This window comes from Candidatus Accumulibacter contiguus (assembly GCF_036625285.1).
Lineage (GTDB): Bacteria > Pseudomonadota > Gammaproteobacteria > Burkholderiales > Rhodocyclaceae > Accumulibacter > Accumulibacter contiguus.
The window spans coordinates 481,874-504,598 of sequence record NZ_JAZKUC010000001.1 but is presented as its reverse complement, the minus strand read 5'-3'; the positions used below and the strand labels follow the sequence as shown (position 1 = coordinate 504,598).

The window sequence follows — 22,725 nt, the reverse complement described above, 5'->3', positions numbered from 1 at the left end:
AGTTGCCGCCCAATGTATAATCCCAGCATAAATCAGCCATTCAATTTATAAAATATCTTTTTCTATCCTATGCTTATCTGGTTTTTTGAAAGCAGCATCTTACTTTTCACCATGCACAGCACGGCTTGTTACCCCTGGTATTGTCCCCGGCTTGTGCATTAGGTCACGGTCTCTACATATCTGCAGTGATAGCCTTCGTCTCGTGACATTTGCCGAGCTTTCCTGATGTGAAGCAGCTCTCCGAGCATCGGTCATAACGAGAAGTTTTCAGGTTTATGCTTGCAAGGAGTCTATCGTGATCAAGGTGTTCAATCATTGGTTTCACCGGAAGACGCTTGCCCAGGTTGCCGTCGACCTGATGTTCCCGGTCGCGTGTGTGATCCTTGCCGCCATGTGGATCGGGCATGGCGCTCCGCTCGCACTGGAGAGAGTCGCTTTCTATGCCGTGATTTTTGCGCTCACGATGATCGTCCTGAATGCCTGGCTGGGTATCTATCAGCGGGTTCATAGCCGCACCAGGGAAGAGACCCAGGCACGCGCGGTGCTGTCTCTCTACCTGGCGATTCCGCTGGCGTATGTAGTGTTTTCGCTGCTATCGGTGGCCGAGGTCGATCGCAGTTTCATGTTGCTGTCCGGCCTGGCGGCCATTTTTGCAACGCTGGTGCGGCGCGTGCATCTGGCGCACAGTCGATCGAGTTCCTTGCTGAGTCACCGCGTACTGGTTTTCGGGGTTGGTGAGGAAGCGGAAAACGTCGGCCGCGTTCTGCGTAAATCGGATCCGGATATTCAGATCGTTGGCTTCTATCCGTCGGGCAGCGACATGGAGGTCGTCGTCCCTTCCCAGGTGATCCTTTCTCAGGATCGGTCGCTCTCCGACACGGCGCATGCCCTGCGAGTCGACGAGATCATCGTTGCCGTGCGTGAGCGCCGCGGTGGCGCACTTCCCTTGCGCGAACTCCTGGACTGCAAGCTGTCCGGTGTCCGGGTGCTCGACCTGGCAAGCTATTTCGAACGTGCCCTTGGGCAGATTCGTCTTGATTCCCTGCGTGTCGGCTGGCTGATTTTTGGTGATGGCTTCCGGCAGAGCTGGCGGCGGACGAGTATCAAGCGCTTGTTCGATGTCGTGGTGGCGTCCTCACTGCTGCTGCTTGCCATGCCGGTGATGCTGCTGGCAGCGATCCTGATCGTCCTGGAAGACGGGTTTTCGGTCTTTTATCGGCAGGAGCGGGTCGGTCTCGAGGGTCGTTTGTTCAGGATCATCAAATTTCGCAGCATGCGCAACGATGCCGAGAGTGACGGCAAGCCACGCTGGGCGATGGTCGATGATGATCGTGTGACGCGCGTCGGTCGGATCCTGCGCAAGCTGCGTATCGACGAATTGCCGCAGTTGTACAACGTGTTGACGGGGGATATGAGCCTGGTTGGGCCACGTCCGGAGCGCCCCTATTTTGTCGACCAGCTGACACGCGACATTCCGTTTTTCGCTGTACGACATAGCGTCAAACCAGGGCTCACCGGCTGGGCGCAGGTGAGTTACCACTACGGGTCGACGATCGATGATGCTGTTCAGAAGCTGCAATACGATCTGTATTATGTCAAGAACCACAGTCTGTTCCTTGATGTGGTCATTCTCTTCGAAACCATCGGCGTGGTCTTGACCGGCAAGGGCGCTCGATGAATAGTGTGCTGCGGCTTGCCTCCTGTCCGCTGATCATGCTGCGAAAGAGCAGGCGACGGTGATGGACAACAAGATGGCAATGATCGCTGCCTGGAGTTACGGGCTGGCGGCAGTTCTGGCGGCCTTCCTGACGCTCTACCTGGCTTCCGGCTGGCGCACCGGTGGTCGCAGTCGTGCGATGTTTCTGGCGGTAAGCCTGAGCGCGCTATGGGGCGGGTTGGCTCTGGCCTTTGCCCTGACCGGAGCGGCGGTTTTTCTCGCCGGCAGCCTGTTGGCCGATGTACTGCGCTTCGGCGGCTGGTATTTCTTTCTCTTCGTCCTGATGAAACCGGAACCGACAGACGGCGAGCGGGCGCCGGCGCGCTTTGGCTGGTTGAGCGGCTGCGCGCTGCTGCTCTTCGTTCTTGCTTTCGCCTCGCAGCTCCTGCTGGTACTCGGTATTGATCTCGTGGTGCCGTCACAACGGCTGGTTCTGTTTGCATCCCTGGCGATGAGCGTCTTCGGCCTGGTGCTGGTCGAGCGCCTGTTCCGCAATGTTTCTCCCGACTTTCGCTGGAGTATCAAGCCCTTGTGTCTCGGGCTTGGCGGTGTTTTCCTGTTCGACCTGTACCTGTACTCGGACGCGCTGCTGTTCAACCGGATTGATGCAGACGCCTTCAGTATCCGCGGCTTTGCGCATGCCCTGGGTTTGCCACTGGTGGCGTTGTCGGCGATTCGCAGCCATGACTGGAAGAGACGCCTGGTGATGTCGCAGCATGCCGCTCTGCAGTCGGCAACGCTGCTGATCGTCGGCGTCTATCTGCTGTTCATGGCGGCTGCCGGCTATTACGTGCGTTTCTTTGGTGGCGAATGGGGGCGGGCATTGCAGTTGGCGCTGCTCTTTGCGGCATTGCTGGTGTTGGCGGGACTGACTATTTCGGGTTCGATGCGGGCGCGCCTGCGAGTGCAGGTGGGCAAGCATTTCTTCAGCTACCGATACGACTACCGTGAGGAGTGGCTGCGCTTTACCCAGACACTTTCCTCACAGGGCGGCTTCTCCAGCATGGGGCGGCATGTGGTGCGTGGCCTGGCCGACATGGTCGAGAGTCCGAGTGGTGCGTTGTGGTTGAAAGACCCATCGGGTCGTTTTTTTGCGCAGGCCGCGTGCTGGAACATGCCCACCTCGTCGGCGACCGAGGATGTGGGGAGCCCTTTGTGCAGCTTTCTGTTCGACAGCGGCTGGGTGATCAACCTCGAAGAGTATCGTTCTCTGCCGCGTCGTTACGATGGTCTCGAGATCCCTGCCTGGCTGGTCGAAGTGCCGAATGCGTGGCTGGTGGTGCCTCTGACGACCGGGAATGAACTGATCGCCTTCGTGGTGCTGGCGACGGCCCGCGCCAGAATCGATGTCAATTGGGAGGTCAATGATCTGCTGAAGACGGCTGCTCGCCAGGCCGGTGCCTTTCTCGGCCAGATGCAGGCCAGTGAAGCTCTGCTCGAGGTGCGGAAGTTCGACTCGTTCAACCGCATGTCGGCCTTTGTCGTGCATGATCTCAAGAACATCATCACCCAGTTGTCGCTGATGCTCAAGAATGCCGAGCGCCATCGGGACAACCCGGAGTTTCAGAAAGACATGCTGATGACCGTTGAACATTCCGTCGAGCGGATGCGCAAGCTGATGATGCAATTACGCGAAGGCGCGACGCCGCTTGACGGTCCGCGTGGTATTGATCTGGCAGATGTGCTGCGGCGGATTCAGACCGCCAAATCCGGGCAGGGGCGGGATATCGAGTTGAAGATCGAGGAGAGACTGGTCGCCCGCGGGCATGAAGACCGCATTGAGCGGGTGATCGGCCATCTGGTGCAGAATGCACTGGATGCCACCGAGCACCGTGGGCGCGTGTGGGTCAGACTGGCCCGGCAAGGAACACAGGCCCTGGTCGAAGTAGGCGACAGCGGGCACGGCATGAGCCCCGAATTTGTTCGCGAGCGCCTGTTCAAGCCTTTCCAGACCACCAAGCCGACGGGGATGGGGATTGGCGCTTACGAAAGCTTTCAGTACATTCATGAACTGGGCGGCAAGGTTTCGGTCGATAGTGCTGTTGATGTCGGCACGCAGGTGGACCTGTTGTTGCCATTGTTTGAGGTTGGACACGCCACAGCGTCCCCTGACTTGCTGAAGGAATCAGAATGAGCACAGAGAAGCTGCCGCACCTGTTGATCGTCGAGGACGACCGAGCACTGCAGAAACAGATTCGCTGGGCTTTCGACCAGTACGAAGCACTCACCGCGGATGATCGTGAGAGTGCGCTGCAGCTGGTGCGACGCTATCAGCCGCCGGTGGTGACCATGGATCTCGGGTTGCCGCCAGACCCGGATTCCGTCTCCGAAGGTTTCAAGTTGCTCGAAGAGATCCTGACGCTGGCGCCGGATACCAAGATCATCGTCCTCACCGGTCAGAACGATCGCGCCAACGCGCTGCGTGCGATTGCTCTGGGTGCCTATGACTTCTTCGCCAAACCATTCGAGATCGAGATGCTTGGCCTCACCATCCAGCGAGCCTACCGTCTCCATGAACTGCAACAGGAGAACGTGCGACTGCTGGCGATGCAGCAACCCGACGTGCTGTCCGGTCTGATCACCCGTGACCCGGAGTTGCTGCGCGTCTGTCGCACCATCGAGCGAGTGGGCGTCACCGACGCAACGGTATTGTTGCTTGGCGAAAGCGGCACCGGCAAGGAACTTCTGGCGCGCGGTGTGCATGAGGCGTCGCCAAGGCGACGCGAGCGCTTCGTGGCCATCAACTGCGCGGCCATTCCGGACAACTTGCTGGAGAGCGAACTCTTTGGTTACGAAAAAGGGGCTTTCACCGGGGCTGCAAAAACAACCCCGGGCAAGATCGAATCGGCCAACAACGGCACGCTGATGCTCGACGAGATCGGTGACCTCCCGCACTCCCTGCAAGCCAAGTTGCTGCGTTTTCTGCAGGAGCGCGTCATCGAAAGGCTGGGCGGGCGGCAAGAAATCCCGGTCAACGTCCGAATCGTCTGCGCGACGCACCAGAATCTCAAGTTCCTGATCAATGAGGGACGTTTTCGCGAGGATTTGTACTATCGCCTGGCAGAGATCGTCGTGAATATTCCGCCCTTGCGCGCCCGCTCCGGCGACGCTGCTTTGCTGGCGCACGCCTTCCTGCGGCGGTTTGCGGCCGAGAACAATCGCAGCAACATGACTTTGCGCGAGGACGCCGTACGCATGATAGAAGCGCACCCCTGGCCGGGAAACGTGCGCGAACTGGAGAACTGCATCAAGCGGGCGGTGATCATGGCCGATGGGAACCAGATTACCGCTGATGACATCGGTTTGTCGGGTGCGGAGCAGGAGGAAGCGATCAAGCTGGACCTGCGGCATGCGCGTGATCATGCCGAACGACGCGTGATCATCACCGCCCTGGCGCGCGCCGACGGGAACGTCGTTCGTGCCGCCGAGTTGCTCGGCGTCAGCCGTCCGACCCTGTACGACATGATGCACAGATTCGGGCTGAAATAGTGTTTTTCCTGGAAACATTGATCGAACTCATGGGGGGACTCTGATGAATACTCGTAACTCGATGCACCTGCTGCGCAAAGCCACCGCTTCGGCACTGCTGGCCACTCTCCTGCTGGTGGGTTGCGGTGGCGAGAAGCCGGAGACCATGCTCAGTTCGGCGAAGGCATTTCTGGCGAAGAACGACCACAAGGCCGCCGCAATCCAGCTGAAAAATGCCTTGCAGCAGGACCCGCAACTTCCAGAAGCGCGTTTCCTGCTTGCCAAGGCGCTGCTCGAAGGCGGCGACCCGACCGGTGCTGAAGTCGAGTTGCGCAAGGCGCAGAACTTGAACTATCCGGCTGATCAGGTGACGCCGCTGTTGGCGCGCACCATGCTGATGCTCGGGCAGCCCGAGAAAGTGACCGAAGAACTGGCCAAGGTCCAGCTCACCACGCCGGAGGCAAAGGCCGACTTGCAGACTTCGGTGGGTCAGGCCTACCTGATGCAGGGCAAGGAGGAGCAGGCTGCAGCGGCGTACGCCGCCGCGGTGGTGGCGCAACCGGGTCATGCCCCCGCCTTGCTCGGTGAGGCACGACTGAAAGCAGGCCGCGGCGACCTGCCAGGTGCATTGGCCTTGCTCGACTCGGCACTGGAGAAACAACCCAGGCTGTATGATGCCTGGCAACTCAAGGGGGATCTGTTTGCCGCCCAAGGCGACGCCGCGGCAGCGACGAATGCCTATCGGAAAGCGCTGGAAATCAAACCGGACTATCTGCCGGCGCATTCGGCGATCGTCAGGATTCTGCTGGCGGAAGGCAAACTCGACGATGCCGGCAAACAGATTGAGGTGCTCAAGCAGATTGCCCCCAATCATCCGCAAACCCAATACCTGCGGGCCATGCTGGCTTACCAGCAGAAGGACTATGCGGCGGCCAGAGACGCCATCCTCCTGCATCTCAAGGTGGTTCCGGAGAGTCCTCTGGGCCTGCAACTGGCGGGCCTGATCGAGTACGACTCACAGGCTTTCCCGCAGGCCGAGGCCTACCTGCTCAAGGCGCTGCCGCGGACACCACCACTGAGCATCGCGCGTCGCGTCCTGATCGCCAGCTACCTGCGCAATGCCCAGCCGAGCAAGGCTCTAGGCGTTCTGGAACCGGTCCTCGACAAGATCGACAAGGATTCGAACATGCTGGCGTTGGCTGGGCAGGTGTTTCTGCAGAATGGGCAGGTCGACAAGGCCGGCACCTATTTTGCCAAGGCCACAGCACTCGACCCGAAAAACCCTGCCAAGCGCACCTCGCTGGCGATGGTCAACATGGCGAAAGGCGACAGCGATGTGGCATTCCGCGATCTCGAGCAGGTGGCGGCAGCCGATACCGGCAGCCGGGCAGATCTGGCCCTGATCGCGGCGCACCTGCAGCGCCGCGAATTCGATCAGGCACTCAAGGCCATCGCAGTACTCGAGAAGAAACAGCCGGATAACCCGCTGACGCACAATCTGCGTGGTACGGCGCTGCTCGGCAAGCGCGATGCCGCGGCTGCCCGCAAGAGCTTCGAGAAGGCTCTGGCCCTGAACCCGGCTTACTTTCCGGCAGCCGCCAATCTGGCCAATCTGGATCTCAACGAGAAGAAGCCGGAGGACGCCAGGAAGCGTTTCGAATCGGTGCTCGAGAAAGATCCGAAGAATGTGCAGGCGTTCATGGCGCTCGCCCAACTGCGTGCAAAAGCGGGTGGCACGACCGCAGAGATCGCGACTCTGATCGGCAAGGCGGTGACGGCAAATCCGACCGACCCAGCACCGCGTCTGGCGCTGATCGGCCTGTATCTGGGCAAGAAAGAGACCAAGAGCGCGCTTTCTGCTGCCCAGGAGGCTGTCGCCGCGCTACCGGAACGGCCGGAAATCCTGGATGCGGCCGGACGCGCCCAGCAAGCCGCCGAGGACTACAATCAGGCGCTGGCTACCTATGGCAAGATGGCTGCCTTGCAACCCAATTCGCCCCTGCCCTATCTGCGCATGGCCGAGATTCAGGTGGCGGCGAAAAACAAGGACGCCGCGCTGCAGAATCTGCAAAAGGCGTTGCAGGTCAAGCCGGATTCGCTGGAGGCACAGCGCGGAATCATGCTCCTCGATCTCGACGCCGGTCGCAGCAAGGAAGCACTCGAGGTCGCTCGCGAAGTACAGAAGCAGAGGCCCAAGGAGGCCATCGGCTACCTATTCGAGGGTGACGCACACGCGGCGAAGAAGGCCTGGGTGGAGGCCGCAGCGGCCTATCGTGTCGGTCTCAAGGAAGCTCCATCGGCCGATCTGGCGGTCAAGCTGCATACCGCACTGCTGGCCGGCGGTAACACTGCCGAGGCCGACAAGTTCGCTGAAACGTGGCTCAAGGAACATGCCAAGGACAACCGCTTCCGTCTCTATCTGGCCGAGATGTCGGGCGCGCGCAAGGACTATGCCGGTGCCGCCCGACAGTACCGCATTCTTCTCGAGGCACAGCCGGAAAACCCTGTCGTGCTCAACAACATGGCCTGGGTCGCCGGCCAGCTCAAGGACCCGAAGGCGATCGAGTATGCCGAAAAGGCCAACAAGCTGGCGCCCGATCAACCGGCGCTGCTGGATACCCTGGCGGTTCTGCTGATGGACAAGGGCGATGCCGCACGCGCGCTGGGACTGTTCAAGAAGGCCCTGGAACTGGCCCCACAGGCGTCGCAGATTCGTCTCAACTACGCCAGGGCACTGATCAAGGCCGGGAAGAACAGCGAGGCCAGAAGCGAACTGGATCAGCTCGCCAAGCTGGGCGACAAGTTCCCGGCGCAGGCAGAAGTCGCGCAGTTGCTCAAGGGTCTGTAGGAAGCCGGCGTGGCTGAAAACGAATAGCAATCTGAGAATGGAAAACTGATGACTATTGTGGCTGTGGTGGGTTTGGGTTATGTCGGTTTACCGCTGGCCGTCGAGTTCGGCAAGCAGCGTCGAACGATCGGTTACGATCTGTCGGCAAACAAGGTGGCGCACTATCGACAGCATGTCGATCCCACCGGCGAGGTGAGCAGCGCCGATCTCAAGGCGGCGATTCATCTGGAAGTCGGCACCGATGCGGCTGCCCTGAGAGAGGCGGATTTCGTGATTGTGGCCGTCCCGACGCCCGTCGATCAGGCGCATCAACCGGATTTCGGACCATTGATCGGTTCATCGGAGGCGGTCGGCAGGAACCTGAAGCGTGGTGCGACGGTGGTTTTCGAATCGACGGTCTATCCCGGTGCGACCGAAGAAGTCTGCATCCCGATCATCGAGAAATCTTCCGGGATGAAATGGAAAGAGGACTTCTTTGTCGGTTATTCGCCGGAGCGGATCAACCCAGGCGACAAGGAGCGGACGCTGACGAAAATCGTCAAGGTGGTTTCCGGGGACACCCCGGAAACGCTGCAGCGGGTCAGGGAGGTCTATGGCAGCGTGATCACTGCCGGCGTTTATCCGGCTTCGAGCATCAAGGTGGCCGAGGCCGCCAAGGTCATCGAGAACACGCAGCGGGACCTGAATATCGCCTTGATGAACGAGTTGGCGATCATTTTCGATCGCATTGGTATTGATACGCTGGAGGTCCTGGAAGCGGCCGGCAGCAAATGGAATTTTCTGCCTTTCCGCCCCGGCCTCGTTGGCGGCCACTGCATTGGTGTCGACCCGTATTACCTGACGCACAAGGCGGAGATGCTCGGCTATCACCCGGAGGTGATCAACGCTGGACGCCGAATCAATGACGGGATGGGAAAATTCATTGCCGAGCAGACCATCAAGCAGTTGATTCGCAACGGCTGGCAGGTCAAGGGCGCGCCAATCATCGTGCTCGGACTGACTTTCAAGGAAGACTGCCCGGATCTCCGCAACTCCCGCGTCATCGATGTGATCCGGGAGCTCGAATCCTATGGCGCGCAGGTGCTGGTGCATGAACCGGTTGCCGACGCCGACGAGGCCCGCAAGGAATACGGCGTCGAACTGACGACCTGGGAGCAGCTACCGGCTGCTGCGGCGATTGTCGCGGCGGTTGCCCATCGCCAGTTCAAGGCGCGGCCGCTCGCCGCCTACGTCGGCAAACTGCAGCCGGGCGGCGTCCTCGCCGATGTGAAAAGCATGTTCAACGAGGCCGAGCTGGCAGCGCAAGGGGTAACCGTGTGGCGTCTCTGAGTTCCACAGCCTTGCCGGCAGTACTCGGCGCACGGCTGCTGGCGCAGCCGGCGCGCTGGCTGGTGACCGGCAGTGCCGGCTTCATCGGCTCGCATCTGGTCGAGACCTTGCTCAAGCTCGACCAGACGGTGATCAGCCTCGATAATTTCGCCACCGGTCATCGTCGCAATCTCGACGAGGTGCGCTCGCTGGTGGCGCCCGAGCAGTGGCTGCGTCACCGCTTCATCGAGGCCGACATTTGCGACCTCGACGCCTGTCACGAGGCCTGCCGCACGGTCGATTTCGTCCTGCATCAGGCGGCGCTGGGGTCGGTACCACGCTCTCTGGCGAATCCGGTGGCGACCAACGCAGCCAATGTCGATGGCTTTCTCAACCTGCTGGTGGCGGCCCGCGATGCCGGCGTCAAGCGTTTCGTGTATGCAGCGTCGAGTTCGACCTACGGTGATCATCCGGCGCTGCCCAAGGTCGAAGACCGTATCGGTCGGCCCTTGTCGCCGTATGCCGTCAGCAAACTGGTGAACGAGCTGTATGCCGAGGTTTTCGCACGTTGTTATGCCTTTCCGTCCATCGGTTTGCGCTATTTCAACGTGTTCGGTGCCCGTCAGGATCCGGAAGGCGCTTACGCCGCGGTGATTCCCCGCTGGACGCGTGCGCTGCTGCTCGGCGAGCAGGTGACCATCAACGGTGACGGAGAGACCAGCCGTGATTTCTGCTTCGTGGACAATGCCGTGCAGGCCAACCTGCTGGCAGCGACGACCACCGACCCGGCAGCGCTGAATCAGGTCTACAATGTTGCAGTGGATGATCGGACCACGCTGAATCGCCTGTTCGAGATCCTGCGTGATGCACTCTCCACATTTCGACCGGAGGTAATGCAAATGCAGCCGGCGTATGCAGATTTCCGGCCGGGCGACGTTCGCCATTCGCAGGCCGACATTGCCAAAGCCGGGCGCCTCCTCCATTATCTCCCGAGTCACCGGCTCGCAGAGGGCGTTCAGGCGGCGATCCCATGGTATGTGTCACGCTTTGGCGTGGCCGACGGAGTCCGTTGATGGAACCTGACTGTTTTCGATGTCTGGCACTGCTGCGCCGTGGCGTGCTGGTGCACTGCGGAATGCTGGGATTCCTTCTCGCCACCTCTGTCGCTGCCGCGGATGTTCCCAGCGAAGCGGCCGCCGAGCGGCTGCTGGCTTTGCGCAAGGAAGCGCAGGCGCATGAACATGGCGAAGGGGTGCCCAGGGATTACGCGCGGGCGGTCAAGCTATATTGTGATGCTGCCCGACTTGGTGACCCGGAAGCCCAGTTCAGTCTCGGGTGGATGTACGCCAACGGGCGGGGCGTCGAGCGCGATGATGCCAGGGCAGCCTATTTTTTCAGCCTGGCCGCCAAGCAGGGGCATCTGCAGTCACAGAAGATGCAGCGTTTTGTTGGCGACCCGACGCCGGAGGTGCCGGAGTGCATGCGCCCGCTGCTTCCGCCGCCTGCCGAAGATGGCGGGGATGAAATGCTGCCGCGCAATGAAGCGCAGAAAATGGTCGTCGGCCTGGTGCACCAGCTGGCACCCGAATATGGAGTCAGCCCGCGGCTGGCTTTGGCGGTGATTCGGACCGAATCCAATTTCAACACCGCAGCCCTGTCGAACAAGAACGCACAGGGGCTGATGCAGCTGATTCCCGATACCTCGGCGCGCTTCAACGTCAAGAACCCCTTTAATCCGGAACAGAACCTGCGCGGCGGTCTGGCCTATCTGCGGTGGTTGCTGGCCTATTTCGAAGGCGATGTCAGCCTGGTGGCAGCCGCCTATAACGCTGGTGAAGGGGCCGTCAACCGTTACCGCGGCGTTCCTCCCTACGCCGAGACACGCGGTTACGTGCAGCGGATCATCGGCCTCTTCAAACGCGATGACCATCCCTACGACGCCAGGATCACCACGCCTTCTCCGGAGTTGCCACGGATCCGCCTGGGCAAGGGAGCCCAGGGATGAGATTCCTGTCCTTGCTGCTCTCCGGGCGTGCTGCGAGCAAGGCGACCGTTCCGGGATGGCGGACGACTGTCGTGCGGTTCACTGTCTTGCTGTTGGTCGCTGGATCCGTCTCGGCAGATCTGCCCGAGGTGATCGAACGGGTGAAGCCTGCGGTGGTGGTCGTCGGCACCCATCAACTGACGCGCAGTCCGCAGTTCGTGATGCGCGGTACCGGATTTGTGGTCGGTGATGGTCGTCAGGTGGCGACCAACGCGCACGTGATTCAGGAAGAACTCAATTTGGCTGCTGGCGAGACGCTGGTGATCGTCTTCCGTTCGGCCAGCACCGCGGCCCAGCAACGCCAGGCGAGAGTGGTACTGGTCGACAAGGGACACGATCTGGCCTTGTTGCGTATTGACGGCCAGGCTTTACCAGCGCTCACCCTGCACGATTCCGAGCCGGTCAGGGAAGGAGAGTCAGTTGCTTTCACCGGCTTTCCGATCGGCGGCGCATTGGGTCTTTCACCAGTCACCCACCGCGGCATCATCTCGTCGATTACCCCAATCGTGCTGCCCGGTGCGAATGCACGCCAGCTCAACGCCAGGGTGGTGCAGCAGATCAGGAGCGGCAGCTTCGACATTTATCAGCTCGACGCGACCGCCTATCCCGGTAACAGCGGCGGCCCGCTTTATGAAACGAACCGTGGCGAGGTGATCGGCATCATCAACATGGTGTTCGTCAAGGAAAACAAGGAATCGACCCTCAGCAAGCCCTCGGGAATCAGCTTTGCCATTCCCGTGCGCTTCCTGCGCGAGTTGATGGCGCAGATCAAGTAAAAGCTTGTCGATCAGGTCGATCGGCGACGCCGGATTGTGCTCAGGCCTGCTAAACCCAGGCCGAGAAGCGCGACCGAGCCGGGTTCCGGGACTTTGATGCCGCCACCGTCAAAGTTCAGCCCCCCTACCGCATCGATCTCGTTGTCGTTGTCTCGTTGGATGGCGCCTGGCCCACCCCAAGTCACGGATACATAGCGGAAGGTCGCTGCACTCGGCAACTGGTAAACCGCAACGAAGCCGTCAGCAATGTCGGGGTCTGCCGACCAGCCGCCGCCATAGACATGCACAAGGCTGGCCTGAGTCCAGCCGGCATCGGTAGCGTCCGGATCGTTGGAGAGCCACGCCGTGTTTTCCAACACCTCCTGAGGCACAGGTCCATGATCAACGAACACGAACACGGCAACCTGATTTGCCTGCCCGCCGAGATCCCAGATGATGCCTTGCGAGGGCCCGCTACCCACAGCTCCGCCAGGATTGGCGTTGGCAGAGGTGTCCTGTACCCAATAGAAGTCGCGTTGGTTGGCATTGGCGGCAAGGGAACCCGCTCCGTTGTAGGCCCCGAGCGTCGTCGGGTCATACCCGTACCCGAATCCTTCCGCGCCCTTGAGGTAGGTTCCGAGTCCGAACCCGGACGGGTCCGTCCACACCGCGTTTTCGATGCAAGTCGTTCCCGGGTTGATGCCGAGCCCGATGAATGTGTTAACGGTAGCGTTGAAAACAGGGTTGCCAACTACATCAGAAGGGTTAGTGAGGCAGGTCGCCGCATTGGCAATGCTTGTCGCGCCAAATGCTGCGAGCACTGCGCTGGCGACCACTGCGCGCTGGAGTGTCATGTTCATGTTCATCCTCCTCTCGAAAGGTTGTCAGACTATGGTTGTCTCGGGCGCTCTCGCTACGTCGCGCGCCTGCAGGAAATACCTAAGCATAAATCAGGCCAGAACTCATTGCGAGGTGCAATTGATTAAATAATCAATGACTTTCTCGTTCATGTCGCGCGTAGCCCAACGCTTGGCCGCCGGTATGTAAAAATTCTCGACAGTGAACTGAGCACTCTCTCTCGGACACTGTGTAGTTCCAGCGAGCTATGGATTGTCGAGACCAGGCCGGGCATTGCGGCGGCGATGGGATTGCCTGGCTTGGTCATGATCCGCAGAACCTCTATGAATTGGTCCGTGTCGCGCGGCCTTTGAGAAGAAAGACGCGCATCCGGCCTTTGCCCTTGACTGCAATCTCGCCACGATCCTTGCAGATGAAGTCGGGTGGCAGCAAGGCGCGCGTCACGTCGCTGATCTGAATCTCGCCGGATATTCCCTGCGATTCCATGCGCGCGGCGATATTGACCGTGTCGCCTAGATGAAGCGCTTCTTCCCGATCACGCCAGCCACTACTGCACCCGAATTGATACCGATACGGATCTCCAGCCCAGGGAAATCCTTGATCGCCGTCTGCATCTGCAAAGCCAGTTCCGCGGCTGCGACGGCGTGATCGGGACGTGCTTCGGGAATGCCCGCTGCGACCATGTACGCATCGCCAATCGTCTTGATCTTTTCCAGCCCAGCAATTCTCATTTTGGCCAACGAGGCCTTCTGCTTCCCCACCGAGCGCATGGAAATCGGCAAAATTTAGGGGCCAAACCCCTCTCATGGACGGCAGAAAGGCGCTTTCAGACCAGCTCGTCCCATTGCTTCGGTCATATGGCAGCGCGCGATGGCATCGGCCTCGTATCTGGGCTATAGTCAATCCTGGCAGGATTTTCGAGCACTCTTCTTTCCCCCTCGGTTAGTTTGCACTTCCAAGGGTACGAGATTTCGAGGGTCCTGACACTGTCCCACCATTGCATGATCTGTTGAGGAGTAGCCAATGATGGACTACCGCAAACAATTCTTCGTCAGCCCCGGCGAGAAAGTCAGCCTTGCCAGCATTGATCCGTCGCAAACGGGTGAACATGTTTCCAGTGAAACGGCACTGCCGGAGATCCAGAAAAATATCGCCCGCATGGATGAGCTGCAGGGCCTGCTCTACGCCGACGGCAAGCAGTCGTTGCTGATCGTTCTGCAGGCGCTCGACGCGGCCGGCAAGGATGGCGTCATCCGGCATGTACTTCTACATTAACAGATTCTAATGGCATTTTTGGGTGCTGGCGGCTGCCTTCGGTAGGCGCTGTCGCGGGCGCTTTGTCGCCGTGCATGACGCTCGGCGATGATTCGCACGAGGTCTTCGCGACCGTGAATCTTCACCGGGAGCTGCGCCACGAGCATGTCGACGACATCGGCACAGGACAGTAACTCGGCGTAGGGTGAGTGTTGCCGCCGCTCCTTGACGAGAAAGAGTAGTGCAACGCAGACGAGCGCCATGTGGTTGTACCAAGCCCGCCACTTGCGTACCTGGTAGTCGGCCATCCCACAGCAACCTTTCGCATTCTCGAAGGCGCGCTCGATGAAGTGGCGCTGTGCCTGCATGCGTGCCAGCTCGCGAAGTGGCGTGTCGGGCGCCGCGTTGGAGAGCATGAACTTCACCTCCTTGCCATCGCGGCGTGCCAGGAGATGCCATTGGCGGGCCTGTGCGCTGTTCGGATGACTGATCCACACGCGGGTATGGGCAAACATCGCGCGCACTTCACCCTTCTCCCCGTCGCGCAGGATCACCGGGTGCCACTCCTTTCGTTTCAGGCGCGCGGCCCATTCGCGGGCTTCCCAGGCCGGTACCCACGCCTTTCCCGGATCGGTAAAGTAAAACTGCTGGTCGCTGTGCACCTCGGTGGCGAATACCTCACCTGCATCGTCCCAATCAAACAGCAGCCAAGTCGCGTGGCCATAGAGGCCGTCGGCACCGATGAAGCCAAAGCGCACCCCGGCGGCTCGTGCCCGCTTGACCATCTCGGCAGCCATCTGCGGCTTAGTATCTGTCCAGAAATAACTTGTACAACTTATACGAGTAGGCGACGATCTCGTCATGAGTAATGACGAGCTAGTTGAAACGATCCGTAAGAAGTTCGAGCGCGTGTCCACGGTTTTGGATGAGCGGGGGCGTCGTGTGTGGGCGTTGGCGGAAGCCGAGGCGCTCGGTTACGGCGGACAAAGCATCGTCGCTAAAGCCACGGGGCTATCGCGAATGACGCTGTATTCGGAAAAATGCGGTCATGCCCAGGACGACCCGGCGGGTTCTCGTAGACACGTCCGAAAAGCAGGGGGTGGACGCAAGAAGCTGATCGAGCACGAGCCGACATTGCTCTCGGCGCTGGAAAGATTGGTGGAACCGACCACCCGGGGAGACCCTGAGAATCCTTTACGGTGGACCTGTCTGAGTACCCGTCAACTGGCGGCGGCCCTTGAACAACAAGGCCACCGGATTGGTCGTCAGACCGTAGCGGTTTTGCTGGATAAGTTGGGCTATAGCCTTCAGGGAAATCAAAAGACCAAGGAAGGCACCGTCCATCCGGACCGGGATGCTCAATTCCGTTACATTCACGGTCGAGTCGAGGATTTCCAACGACGGGGACAGCCTGTGGTTTCAGTCGATACCAAGAAAAAGGAACTCGTCGGGGACTTCAAAAATGGAGGCCGAGAGTGGCGCCCCAAAGGAAACCCCGAACCGGTTCGCGTTCATGACTTTATCGACAAGACCCTAGGCAAAGTGAATCCCTATGGCGTCTATGATCCAACGGCAAACACCGGTTGGGTTAGCGTTGGGGTCGATCATGACACCGCCGAGTTTGCGGTGGAAACGTTACGACGGTGGTGGGAAAAGATGGGACGAATTCGTTATCCCGGGGCTACCGAACTGTTGGTGACTGCGGATGGTGGTGGCAGCAATGGGGCGAGAGTACGGTTATGGAAGGTCGCTTTACAGCGTCTGGCCGACCAAACCGGCCTATGCATCTCGATCTGCCATTTTCCACCGGGAACTAGCAAATGGAATAAGATCGAACATCGGATGTTCAGCTACATCAGTATGAATTGGCGAGGAAAGCCTCTGGTCAGCCATGAGGTCATCGTCAATTTGATTGCTGCCACCACCACACAAGCAGGCCTAAAAATTGAGGCGGAGATGGATACCAACACCTACGCGAAAGGCATACACGTGACTGATGATGAACTCGATAAAGTTCACATAGAACGCTCCGAGTTTCATGGTGAATGGAACTACACCATCCGGCCATCGGTTTGAACTTGTACAACTTATTTCTGGACAGATACTTAGTCCGAAAGACCCGTGCCGATTCCGGAATCCCCGCTTCCTGGCAACGCTTGGCGTCTTCAACCCAACGCTCTGGAAGGAACAATTCGAAGTCGATGATCGCCGCCTGCGACCCTCGTGCCAAGGCGGCATACACTCCAACCTGCGAGTTCTCGACCTTACCCAGGCGACCGTTGTACTGCCTGGCGACGCCCGCTGAATGGTCGCCCTTCTTTTGGACCCCAGACTCATCGAGCAACAGTCCCGTCTCTGGCCCACCGATCCACTCGTCCGCTTGTCGCGCCGTCTCCCGACGCACATTCTCAAAGTCCCATGCAGCATCGCTCAACATGTGGTGGAGGCTGTAATACTCGGTCTCCGCCACCGTCTCGCTCATCTGTTCCAGGTTCGCACGAGGGCTTTGAAAAAGGCCCCGCAAGTACTGTTCAGCTTGCTCGGCCGTGCTTCGCGTTTTACTGCGGAAACACTCCCGGAACGACTGAAAATGGCTGGTCAGATTCTCGCAGCAGCTGGCCACCGCACGCCCGATCCCAAATAAATAAATTTGGCGATTTCATCGTCATACTCCTTATGTGGTAGAGCATTAGATATGTAGCTCAATAGCCTGTATTTCAACCATTTTAGAAATGTGGCAAAGTAGAAGTACTCACCGGCATGAACCCGCAGGGCACCTCGGTTTTCGGCTTCAAGCAGCCGAGTGCCGACGAGGCGGCGCACGACTTCCTCTGGCGTGCCCATCAGCGGACGCCCGCCAGGGGTGAAGTGGTGGTCTTCAACCGCTCGCACTACGAAGATGTCCTCGTCGTGCGGGTGCACAATCTGGTACCAAAGGCCGTTTGGTCGAAACGCTACACGCTGATCAATGATTTTGAAAAGATGCTTGTCCAGAACGGCACCCGCATCATCAAGTTCGTCCTGCATATCAGCCCCGAGGAACAACTTCTGCGCTTCAAGCAGCGACTCGATGACCCGGCGCGCAACTGGAAGATCAGTGAAGCCGACTACAGCGAGCGCAAACTCTGGCCCGACTATATCGCAGCCTACGAAGAGGCGCTGAGCAAGACCAGCACCAAGGACGCTCCCTGGTACGTTATTCCCGCCAATCACAAGTGGTTTCGCAATCTCGCCATCTCGCAGATCATCGTCGATACCATGGAAGATATGGGGCTGAAACTGCCGCTGACGCGCGTCAATCTCCAGGAAGTTGCCGCGAAGTATCACGCGGCTGCGGCGAAGCAGGAGCAGGAGCAGGAGCAGGCAGCGGTGGGCAAGAAGGTGCCAAAACCGGCAGGCAAGACGCCGAAGGCGGCCGGCAAAACCTAGATCCGCAGGATGTGCTGACCGAGGGGAAGTGCATCGCTGGCGATCGATGTGCTTCGTAGCTCAGCGCATGCTGCGGTCTATGGTCGCTCGTAGGCCGCAACGGGATGAGACGGGGTAGACGATGAATCAGGTGAGCAAAGGGCAGGACTGGCCGGTCTTCCAGGGTATCGTCCCGGTCGACCGGTCCGGGCTGGGGCGCGACATCATGGCCGGCTTCACCCTAGCCGCACTCTCGATTCCGGGGGCCATGGGTTACACCAAGATCATCGGCACGCCGGTGATCACCGGCTTGTACACCATTCTCCTCCCGATGAGCCTGTTCGCCATTTTCGGGTCGTCGCGGCATCTCGCGGTCGGTGCTGATTCGGCAACGGCGGCGGTGGTCGCCGCCGGTCTGGCCGGCATGGCGGTGCAAGGATCCAGCGAGTGGCTCGCCCTGTGCAGCCTGCTCGCACTGATGGCAGCGGCCTTGATGTTTCTTGCCCGGGTGATGCGCCTCGGTTTCCTCGCCGATTTTCTCTCGCGCACCGTCCTCACCGGCTTTCTGACCGGAGTCGGCGTGCAGGTGTCGTTGCTCGAGGTTTCCGGTTTGCTGGGTCTGCCCCGCGTCGGTAACGACCCGCTCGTGCAGATCGTGCACGACCTGCGGCTGATCGGGGAAACCAATCCCTATGCGCTCTCTGTAGCACTTGCCGTGCTGACGGTCATCATCGGCGGCAAGCGCATCTCGGAGAAAATCCCCGGCGGACTGATCGCGGTGCTGGCCGCCATCGCTGCCAGTTGGGCGCTGAATCTGGGTGCCCACCTGGAGACGCTGGGAGCAGTCCCCAGCGGCCTGCCGACGCTCGGCCTGCCGCATGTCGAGTGGAGCTGGCGACTGATCCAGAAGCTGCTGCCGATCGCCTTCGCCTGCTTTGTCGTGATTCTCGCGCAGAGCGCGGCGACCTCGCGCGCCTACGCCGCCAAGTACAGCGATCACTTCGATGAGAACGTGGACATGGTTGGTCTCGGCATGGCCAACCTGGGCGCCGGCCTCTCCGGCACCTTTATCGTCAATGGCAGCCCGACCAACACGGCGATGGTCAATAGTGGCGGGGGTCGCAGCCAGATTTCGCAGCTCGCCACCAGCGTTCTCGTGCTCTTGGTCCTTCTGTTTCTCACCGGGCCTCTGGCCTATTTGCCGACCGCCGTTCTTTCCGCCATCGTTTTTTTCGTTGCGCTGAGAATGATCGATGTCAAAGGCATGCGTTAGGAGCCACGATTGCGCGGCACGGCCAGTTGACCGAGAATCCCCGGAAGTCGCCGTGTTGCCGGCCCGCGCAGCGGCATTCCCGACAGGCAAGGCGCCCGCGTCGACTTTTGCCCTGAAGGACCCGCTACCTCATGAGACCACTGCTCACCCTCACCCTGCTGGCATGGACCACCATTGCGTTGGCGCTGCCGCTGGAAACCATCAAGCTGCCGCCGGGCTTTGCCATCGAACTCTGGGCGCGTGTCGACAATGCCCGCCAGATGGCACTGGGCAGCGTCGATGCCCAAGGCGGCGTTCTTTATGTCGGCTCGATGCGCGCCGGCAAGGTGCATGCACTGCGCTTCGATGCGTCCTATCGCGCCGGCACCGTGACGCGCATCGCCGAGGGCCTGCAATTGCCGACCGGCCTGGCCTGGAGGAAGGGCGCACTGTATGTCGCGGCAGTGAATCGCATCCTGCGCTACGACGATATCGATCGCCGGCTCGACCAGCCGCCGGCTCCGGTCATCGTCACCGATTCTCTGCCGAAGGATACCCATCATGGCTGGAAGTTCATCGCCTTCGGGCCGGACGGAAAGCTCTATGTCCCCGTCGGTGCGCCGTGCAACATCTGCGCACCCGGAGATTCCCATGCCGTCATCCTGCGCATGCATGCCGACGGCTCGGGCCGCGAGGTCTTTGCCCGCGGTGTGCGCAACAGTGTCGGCTTCGACTGGAACCCGGTGGACGGCGTACTGTGGTTCACCGACAACGGCCGCGACTGGCTGGGCGACGATAGCCCGCCCGACGAACTCAATCGCGCCCCGCGCCCGGCCATGCATTTTGGTTTCCCCTACTGCCACGGCGGCGAGCTGGCCGATCCGGAATTCGGCGCGCAACGCAGATGCAGCGAATTCGAGCCGCCGGCGCAAAAACTCGGCCCCCATGTCGCCAGCCTCGGCATGCGCTTCTACACCGGCAGCATGTTTCCCGCCGAGTACAGCAAACAGATTTTCATTGCCGAACACGGCTCATGGAACCGTTCGCGCAAGATCGGCTACCGCATCAGTCTGGTGCGCGTGCAGAATGGCCGCGCCGTGGCCTACGAGACCTTCGCCAGTGGCTGGCTGCAGAACGAGTCGGCCTGGGGTCGCCCGGCCGACGTGCAAACCCTGCCCGATGGCTCGCTGCTGGTTGCTGACGATCACGCCGGCGCCATCTACCGCATCACCTGGAAAAAACCATGAAACTTCCCGTTGAGATGGAGAATTTGCAAATCGCTCCCGCTGCAGCTCCGGTCTCGCTGAGCGGACTGCTTGCCGTGCTGGCTTTTTGCATGCTCTGCCTGGGTTTTCACTGGCTTGGCAAGGATGGATGGGTGCCTTTGCTCGACAGCGCCAACCTGGCCCTGCACGAAGCCGGTCACCCGCTGGTCGGCATTTTCAGCGCGCGCGCGACCGTCTATGGCGGGACGCTGTTTCAGCTTGTTTTTCCTCTTGCTGCGGCCTGGCATTTTCGTCGCGCCGACAATGCGGTCGGCATGGCAACGGCTCTGGTCTGGCTGGGAGAAAATCTCTTCAATATTGCCCGCTACATGGCCGATGCACGCGTCCAGGAACTGCCATTGGTCGGTAGCGGAGATCATGACTGGACCGAGATCTTCGGTCGCTGGGGCATACTGCATCTGGATGGCCGGATCGCGTCGCTGACGCGTGGCTGCGGCGTCCTGCTGATGGCTGGAGCCGTGCTATGGCTTTATCGACGCTGGCGGGCCGACAGTGGAGGCGGCCACGCTCAGTCCACGAAAAAAATCTCGCCGCGCGCCCGAAACGGCAGGCTTAGATGATCGGGATCGACACTTCGATCACGCCAGATGCGATAGCAGTACAGCCGGGTCCAGCGCGCATCATTGATGACGATCTCTCAGGGCGACCTCGACTGCCGTTGCGCCGGTCATCGCCAGGAGTTCGCCTGGTGACAGCTCGAAGACGGCATGCGGATGGCCGGCGGCAGCCCAGATCCTGTCGAAGCGCAGCAAATCCTGGTCGATCAGCACGAGCGTATCGCTGATGTGTCCGACCGGACAGACGCCGCCGATGGCGTAACCGGTGCGTTGCCGCACGAAGCTGGCGTCGGCCTTGCCGAGCGGCCCGAGCAGCGCGGCGACCTTGCGCTCGTCGACACGGTTCGCGCCGCTGGCGATGATCATTACCGCGGCATCGTCCGAGAGGCGTCGGAAAACGATCGACTTGGCAATCTCGGCAACGCTGCAGCCGAGGCTGGCGGCCGCTTCGGCGGAGGTCCTGCCGCTCGTCGGCAGCAGGACAACGGGCTTGCCGTGGCCGATCTGCCGCAGCAGTTCGGCCACTCTTTGTGCGCTATCGGGGAGTCTGTTTTCCGGTTTCATGAGTACTGGGGGATGGTCGGGTTTCGGCACCCGGCGGTGCCTGCATCATACCAAGATTGACTGCACCTGCCGTCTTCCCCGATACTTTGGTAAGCAGCGCTGGCTTTCCTATCCTCGGTTGACCCGCACAATCTCTCTGCCGAACAGGATCCCGTGATGGGTCACAAAATTTCGCTCATCGTTCAACCAGGCGACAGCTTCTTCCCGATCGTGCGCGCCGTCGACCGGGCAGAGCGCTCGATCAACCTGACCGTATTCCGAATGGACGACCCGATCATCCAGCGAGCCCTCATCGAGGCCCGCCAGCGTGGCGTGCGCATCCGCGTGCTGATCTCCAGCAGCGCGCGCGGGTGGGAAGAGAAGAACCGAAAGCTCCTCAAGGACGCCAAGGAGGCCGGCATTTCGACCAGGGAGCCTGCTGGCGACTGCAAGCGTGCCCGCTATCACTACAAGACCATGACGGTCGATGACGAGGAGGCGCTGGTGTTCACTTTCAACCCGACGCGCGAGAATCTCCATTACGCTCGCGACTTTGGCCTGGAGGTCTACAACCCGGCAATTGCCGCCGAAATCAACAGGCTCTTTGACGCCGACTGGAATGGCAAGCCCTTCGAACCTGACCAGGACTCGCCCTTGCTGGTCAGTCCTTTCAACAGCCGCAAGAAGATGAAGACCCTGCTGCAGACCGCCAAGGATTCGATCCATATCGCCGACGCCAAAGTGGAAGATCCGGCGATCATCCGCCTGCTGGTAGAGAAAGCCAGAAGCGGAGTACTGGTCCGCGTTCTTGGTGACGAAGAGCATAGCGTCCGCTTGCCGACCGATATCGAGTTCCGGGCAGCCCCGCGCTACAAGCTCCACGCCAAGTGCACGATCGTCGACGGTGCCGCGGCGGTCATCGGCAGCATGAATCTGCGGACGGAGAGCCTCGATCGCCGCCGTGAACTCAGTATCTTGGTCGACGACGCCGACGTCCTGCGACGGCTGAATGCCGTGTTCGAGAACGACTGGGAGCACCAGCTGCCGATGCTGGGCAGTACCGCGACCCAGGTGCTGAGGGCGTTTTCGGTGCCTCCGCCGGAGTCGGCCCAACAGCCATCCCTTCGTCTGGTACTGATCTCGCGCATCGACACGCTCGTGCGGCACGAAATTCGCGAGGGCGTCACCACCATCGGGCGCGCCAAGGAGAACGACTTCGTCATCAGCGATGCCTTGGTGAGCAGGCAGCACGCGCGGATCACGCTCAACCGGGGCAACTGCACGATACGAGACCTGGAAAGCGGCAACGGAACCTTCCTGAACGGCAATCGGATCATCCGAGAGACGCGCCTGCGCCCCGGCGATGTCGTCCGAATCGCGGAATGTCAGGAGTTTCGCCTCCTGGAGTTGTAGTCTCGTAGACTCGA

General features: G+C 60.3%; 16 protein-coding genes and 4 pseudogenes. 15 read left to right on the top strand and 5 right to left on the bottom strand.

Going from position 1 to position 22,725, the window contains the following annotated elements; translation table 11 throughout:
• Positions 1 to 295: 295 nt before the first annotated feature.
• The 8 genes from V5B59_RS02420 to V5B59_RS02385 all read left to right on the top strand — a co-directional run bounded on the left by V5B59_RS02420 (position 296) and on the right by V5B59_RS02385 (position 12,161).
• Complete coding sequence (locus V5B59_RS02420; RefSeq protein ID WP_169070105.1) at positions 296 to 1,678, top strand: TIGR03013 family XrtA/PEP-CTERM system glycosyltransferase; 1,383 nt, start codon at positions 296 to 298, stop codon at positions 1,676 to 1,678.
• A 61-nt stretch (positions 1,679 to 1,739) separates the two neighbouring features.
• Positions 1,740 to 3,851 (top strand): XrtA/PEP-CTERM system histidine kinase PrsK, encoded by a 2,112-nt coding sequence (prsK, locus tag V5B59_RS02415; RefSeq protein WP_288130159.1) that lies wholly within the window; start codon positions 1,740 to 1,742, stop codon positions 3,849 to 3,851.
• On the top strand, positions 3,848 to 5,206 hold the full coding sequence (gene prsR / locus V5B59_RS02410; RefSeq protein WP_034911672.1) for a PEP-CTERM-box response regulator transcription factor: 1,359 nt from the start codon (positions 3,848 to 3,850) through the stop codon (positions 5,204 to 5,206). The genes prsK and prsR overlap by 4 nt, the downstream gene beginning before the upstream one ends.
• A 43-nt stretch (positions 5,207 to 5,249) precedes the next feature.
• The gene (gene prsT, locus V5B59_RS02405; RefSeq protein WP_169070104.1) at positions 5,250 to 8,033 is read left to right on the top strand and encodes an XrtA/PEP-CTERM system TPR-repeat protein PrsT; all 2,784 of its coding nucleotides are present in this window, start codon (positions 5,250 to 5,252) and stop codon (positions 8,031 to 8,033) included.
• Between the two features lie 48 nt (positions 8,034 to 8,081).
• On the top strand, positions 8,082 to 9,362 hold the full coding sequence (locus tag V5B59_RS02400; protein WP_169070103.1) for a nucleotide sugar dehydrogenase: 1,281 nt from the start codon (positions 8,082 to 8,084) through the stop codon (positions 9,360 to 9,362).
• On the top strand, positions 9,350 to 10,414 hold the full coding sequence (locus V5B59_RS02395) for an NAD-dependent epimerase/dehydratase family protein (protein ID WP_372703578.1): 1,065 nt from the start codon (positions 9,350 to 9,352) through the stop codon (positions 10,412 to 10,414). The genes V5B59_RS02400 and V5B59_RS02395 overlap by 13 nt, the downstream gene beginning before the upstream one ends.
• On the top strand, positions 10,414 to 11,346 hold the full coding sequence (locus V5B59_RS02390; RefSeq protein ID WP_169070102.1) for a transglycosylase SLT domain-containing protein: 933 nt from the start codon (positions 10,414 to 10,416) through the stop codon (positions 11,344 to 11,346). Before V5B59_RS02395 ends, V5B59_RS02390 begins: the two co-directional genes overlap by 1 nt.
• On the top strand, positions 11,343 to 12,161 hold the full coding sequence (locus tag V5B59_RS02385; protein WP_169070101.1) for a S1C family serine protease: 819 nt from the start codon (positions 11,343 to 11,345) through the stop codon (positions 12,159 to 12,161). The genes V5B59_RS02390 and V5B59_RS02385 overlap by 4 nt, the downstream gene beginning before the upstream one ends.
• Positions 12,162 to 12,172: 11 nt before the next feature.
• On the opposite strand, the gene V5B59_RS02380 is transcribed toward V5B59_RS02385, so the two are convergent.
• Both V5B59_RS02380 and V5B59_RS02375 read right to left on the bottom strand, forming a co-directional pair.
• Positions 12,173 to 13,000, bottom strand: coding sequence for a PEP-CTERM sorting domain-containing protein (locus V5B59_RS02380; RefSeq protein WP_169070100.1), 828 nt, complete (start codon positions 12,998 to 13,000; stop codon positions 12,173 to 12,175).
• A gap of 319 nt (positions 13,001 to 13,319) precedes the next feature.
• Positions 13,320 to 13,717 (bottom strand): annotated as a pseudogene (locus V5B59_RS02375) (adenylate/guanylate cyclase domain-containing protein); the annotation flags it as partial.
• Positions 13,718 to 14,021: 304 nt separating this feature from the next.
• On the opposite strand from V5B59_RS02375, the gene V5B59_RS02370 reads away from it, so the two are divergent.
• Complete coding sequence (locus V5B59_RS02370) at positions 14,022 to 14,273, top strand: hypothetical protein (protein ID WP_248594793.1); 252 nt, start codon at positions 14,022 to 14,024, stop codon at positions 14,271 to 14,273.
• Here the strand turns inward: V5B59_RS02370 and V5B59_RS02365 are convergent.
• A pseudogene (locus V5B59_RS02365) lies at positions 14,270 to 15,061 on the bottom strand (transposase); the annotation flags it as partial. The gene V5B59_RS02370 and the pseudogene V5B59_RS02365 sit on opposite strands and share 4 nt — an antisense overlap.
• A gap of 52 nt (positions 15,062 to 15,113) precedes the next feature.
• Between V5B59_RS02365 and V5B59_RS02360 the strand changes: the two are divergent.
• Positions 15,114 to 16,328, top strand: a complete 1,215-nt coding sequence (locus V5B59_RS02360; protein ID WP_332351424.1) for an ISAzo13 family transposase — start codon at positions 15,114 to 15,116, stop codon at positions 16,326 to 16,328.
• Here the strand turns inward: V5B59_RS02360 and V5B59_RS26065 are convergent.
• Positions 16,312 to 16,875: pseudogene (locus V5B59_RS26065) on the bottom strand (IS701 family transposase); the annotation flags it as partial. The gene V5B59_RS02360 and the pseudogene V5B59_RS26065 sit on opposite strands and share 17 nt — an antisense overlap.
• A gap of 125 nt (positions 16,876 to 17,000) precedes the next feature.
• On the opposite strand from V5B59_RS26065, the pseudogene V5B59_RS02355 reads away from it, so the two are divergent.
• From V5B59_RS02355 to V5B59_RS02340, 4 genes and pseudogenes are all read left to right on the top strand, one after another.
• A pseudogene (locus tag V5B59_RS02355) lies at positions 17,001 to 17,681 on the top strand (PPK2 family polyphosphate kinase); the annotation flags it as partial.
• A gap of 121 nt (positions 17,682 to 17,802) precedes the next feature.
• A complete protein-coding gene (locus tag V5B59_RS02350) occupies positions 17,803 to 18,933 on the top strand; it encodes a SulP family inorganic anion transporter (protein WP_288130165.1) in 1,131 nt (376 codons plus the stop codon).
• 131 nt (positions 18,934 to 19,064) lie between these two features.
• Positions 19,065 to 20,159, top strand: coding sequence for a PQQ-dependent sugar dehydrogenase (locus V5B59_RS02345; protein ID WP_034914185.1), 1,095 nt, complete (start codon positions 19,065 to 19,067; stop codon positions 20,157 to 20,159).
• Positions 20,156 to 20,758 carry a hypothetical protein gene (locus tag V5B59_RS02340; protein WP_332351538.1) on the top strand — a complete coding sequence of 201 codons (603 nt, stop codon included), beginning with the start codon at positions 20,156 to 20,158 and terminating at the stop codon, positions 20,756 to 20,758. Before V5B59_RS02345 ends, V5B59_RS02340 begins: the two co-directional genes overlap by 4 nt.
• A gap of 60 nt (positions 20,759 to 20,818) precedes the next feature.
• On the opposite strand, the gene V5B59_RS02335 is transcribed toward V5B59_RS02340, so the two are convergent.
• Positions 20,819 to 21,319: a YbaK/EbsC family protein gene (locus V5B59_RS02335; protein ID WP_332351537.1), complete on the bottom strand. Its 501-nt coding sequence runs from the start codon at positions 21,317 to 21,319 to the stop codon at positions 20,819 to 20,821.
• 156 nt (positions 21,320 to 21,475) lie between these two features.
• Between V5B59_RS02335 and V5B59_RS02330 the strand changes: the two genes are divergently transcribed.
• The gene (locus V5B59_RS02330) at positions 21,476 to 22,711 is read left to right on the top strand and encodes a phospholipase D-like domain-containing protein (protein WP_332351536.1); all 1,236 of its coding nucleotides are present in this window, start codon (positions 21,476 to 21,478) and stop codon (positions 22,709 to 22,711) included.
• Positions 22,712 to 22,725: the final 14 nt, after the last annotated feature.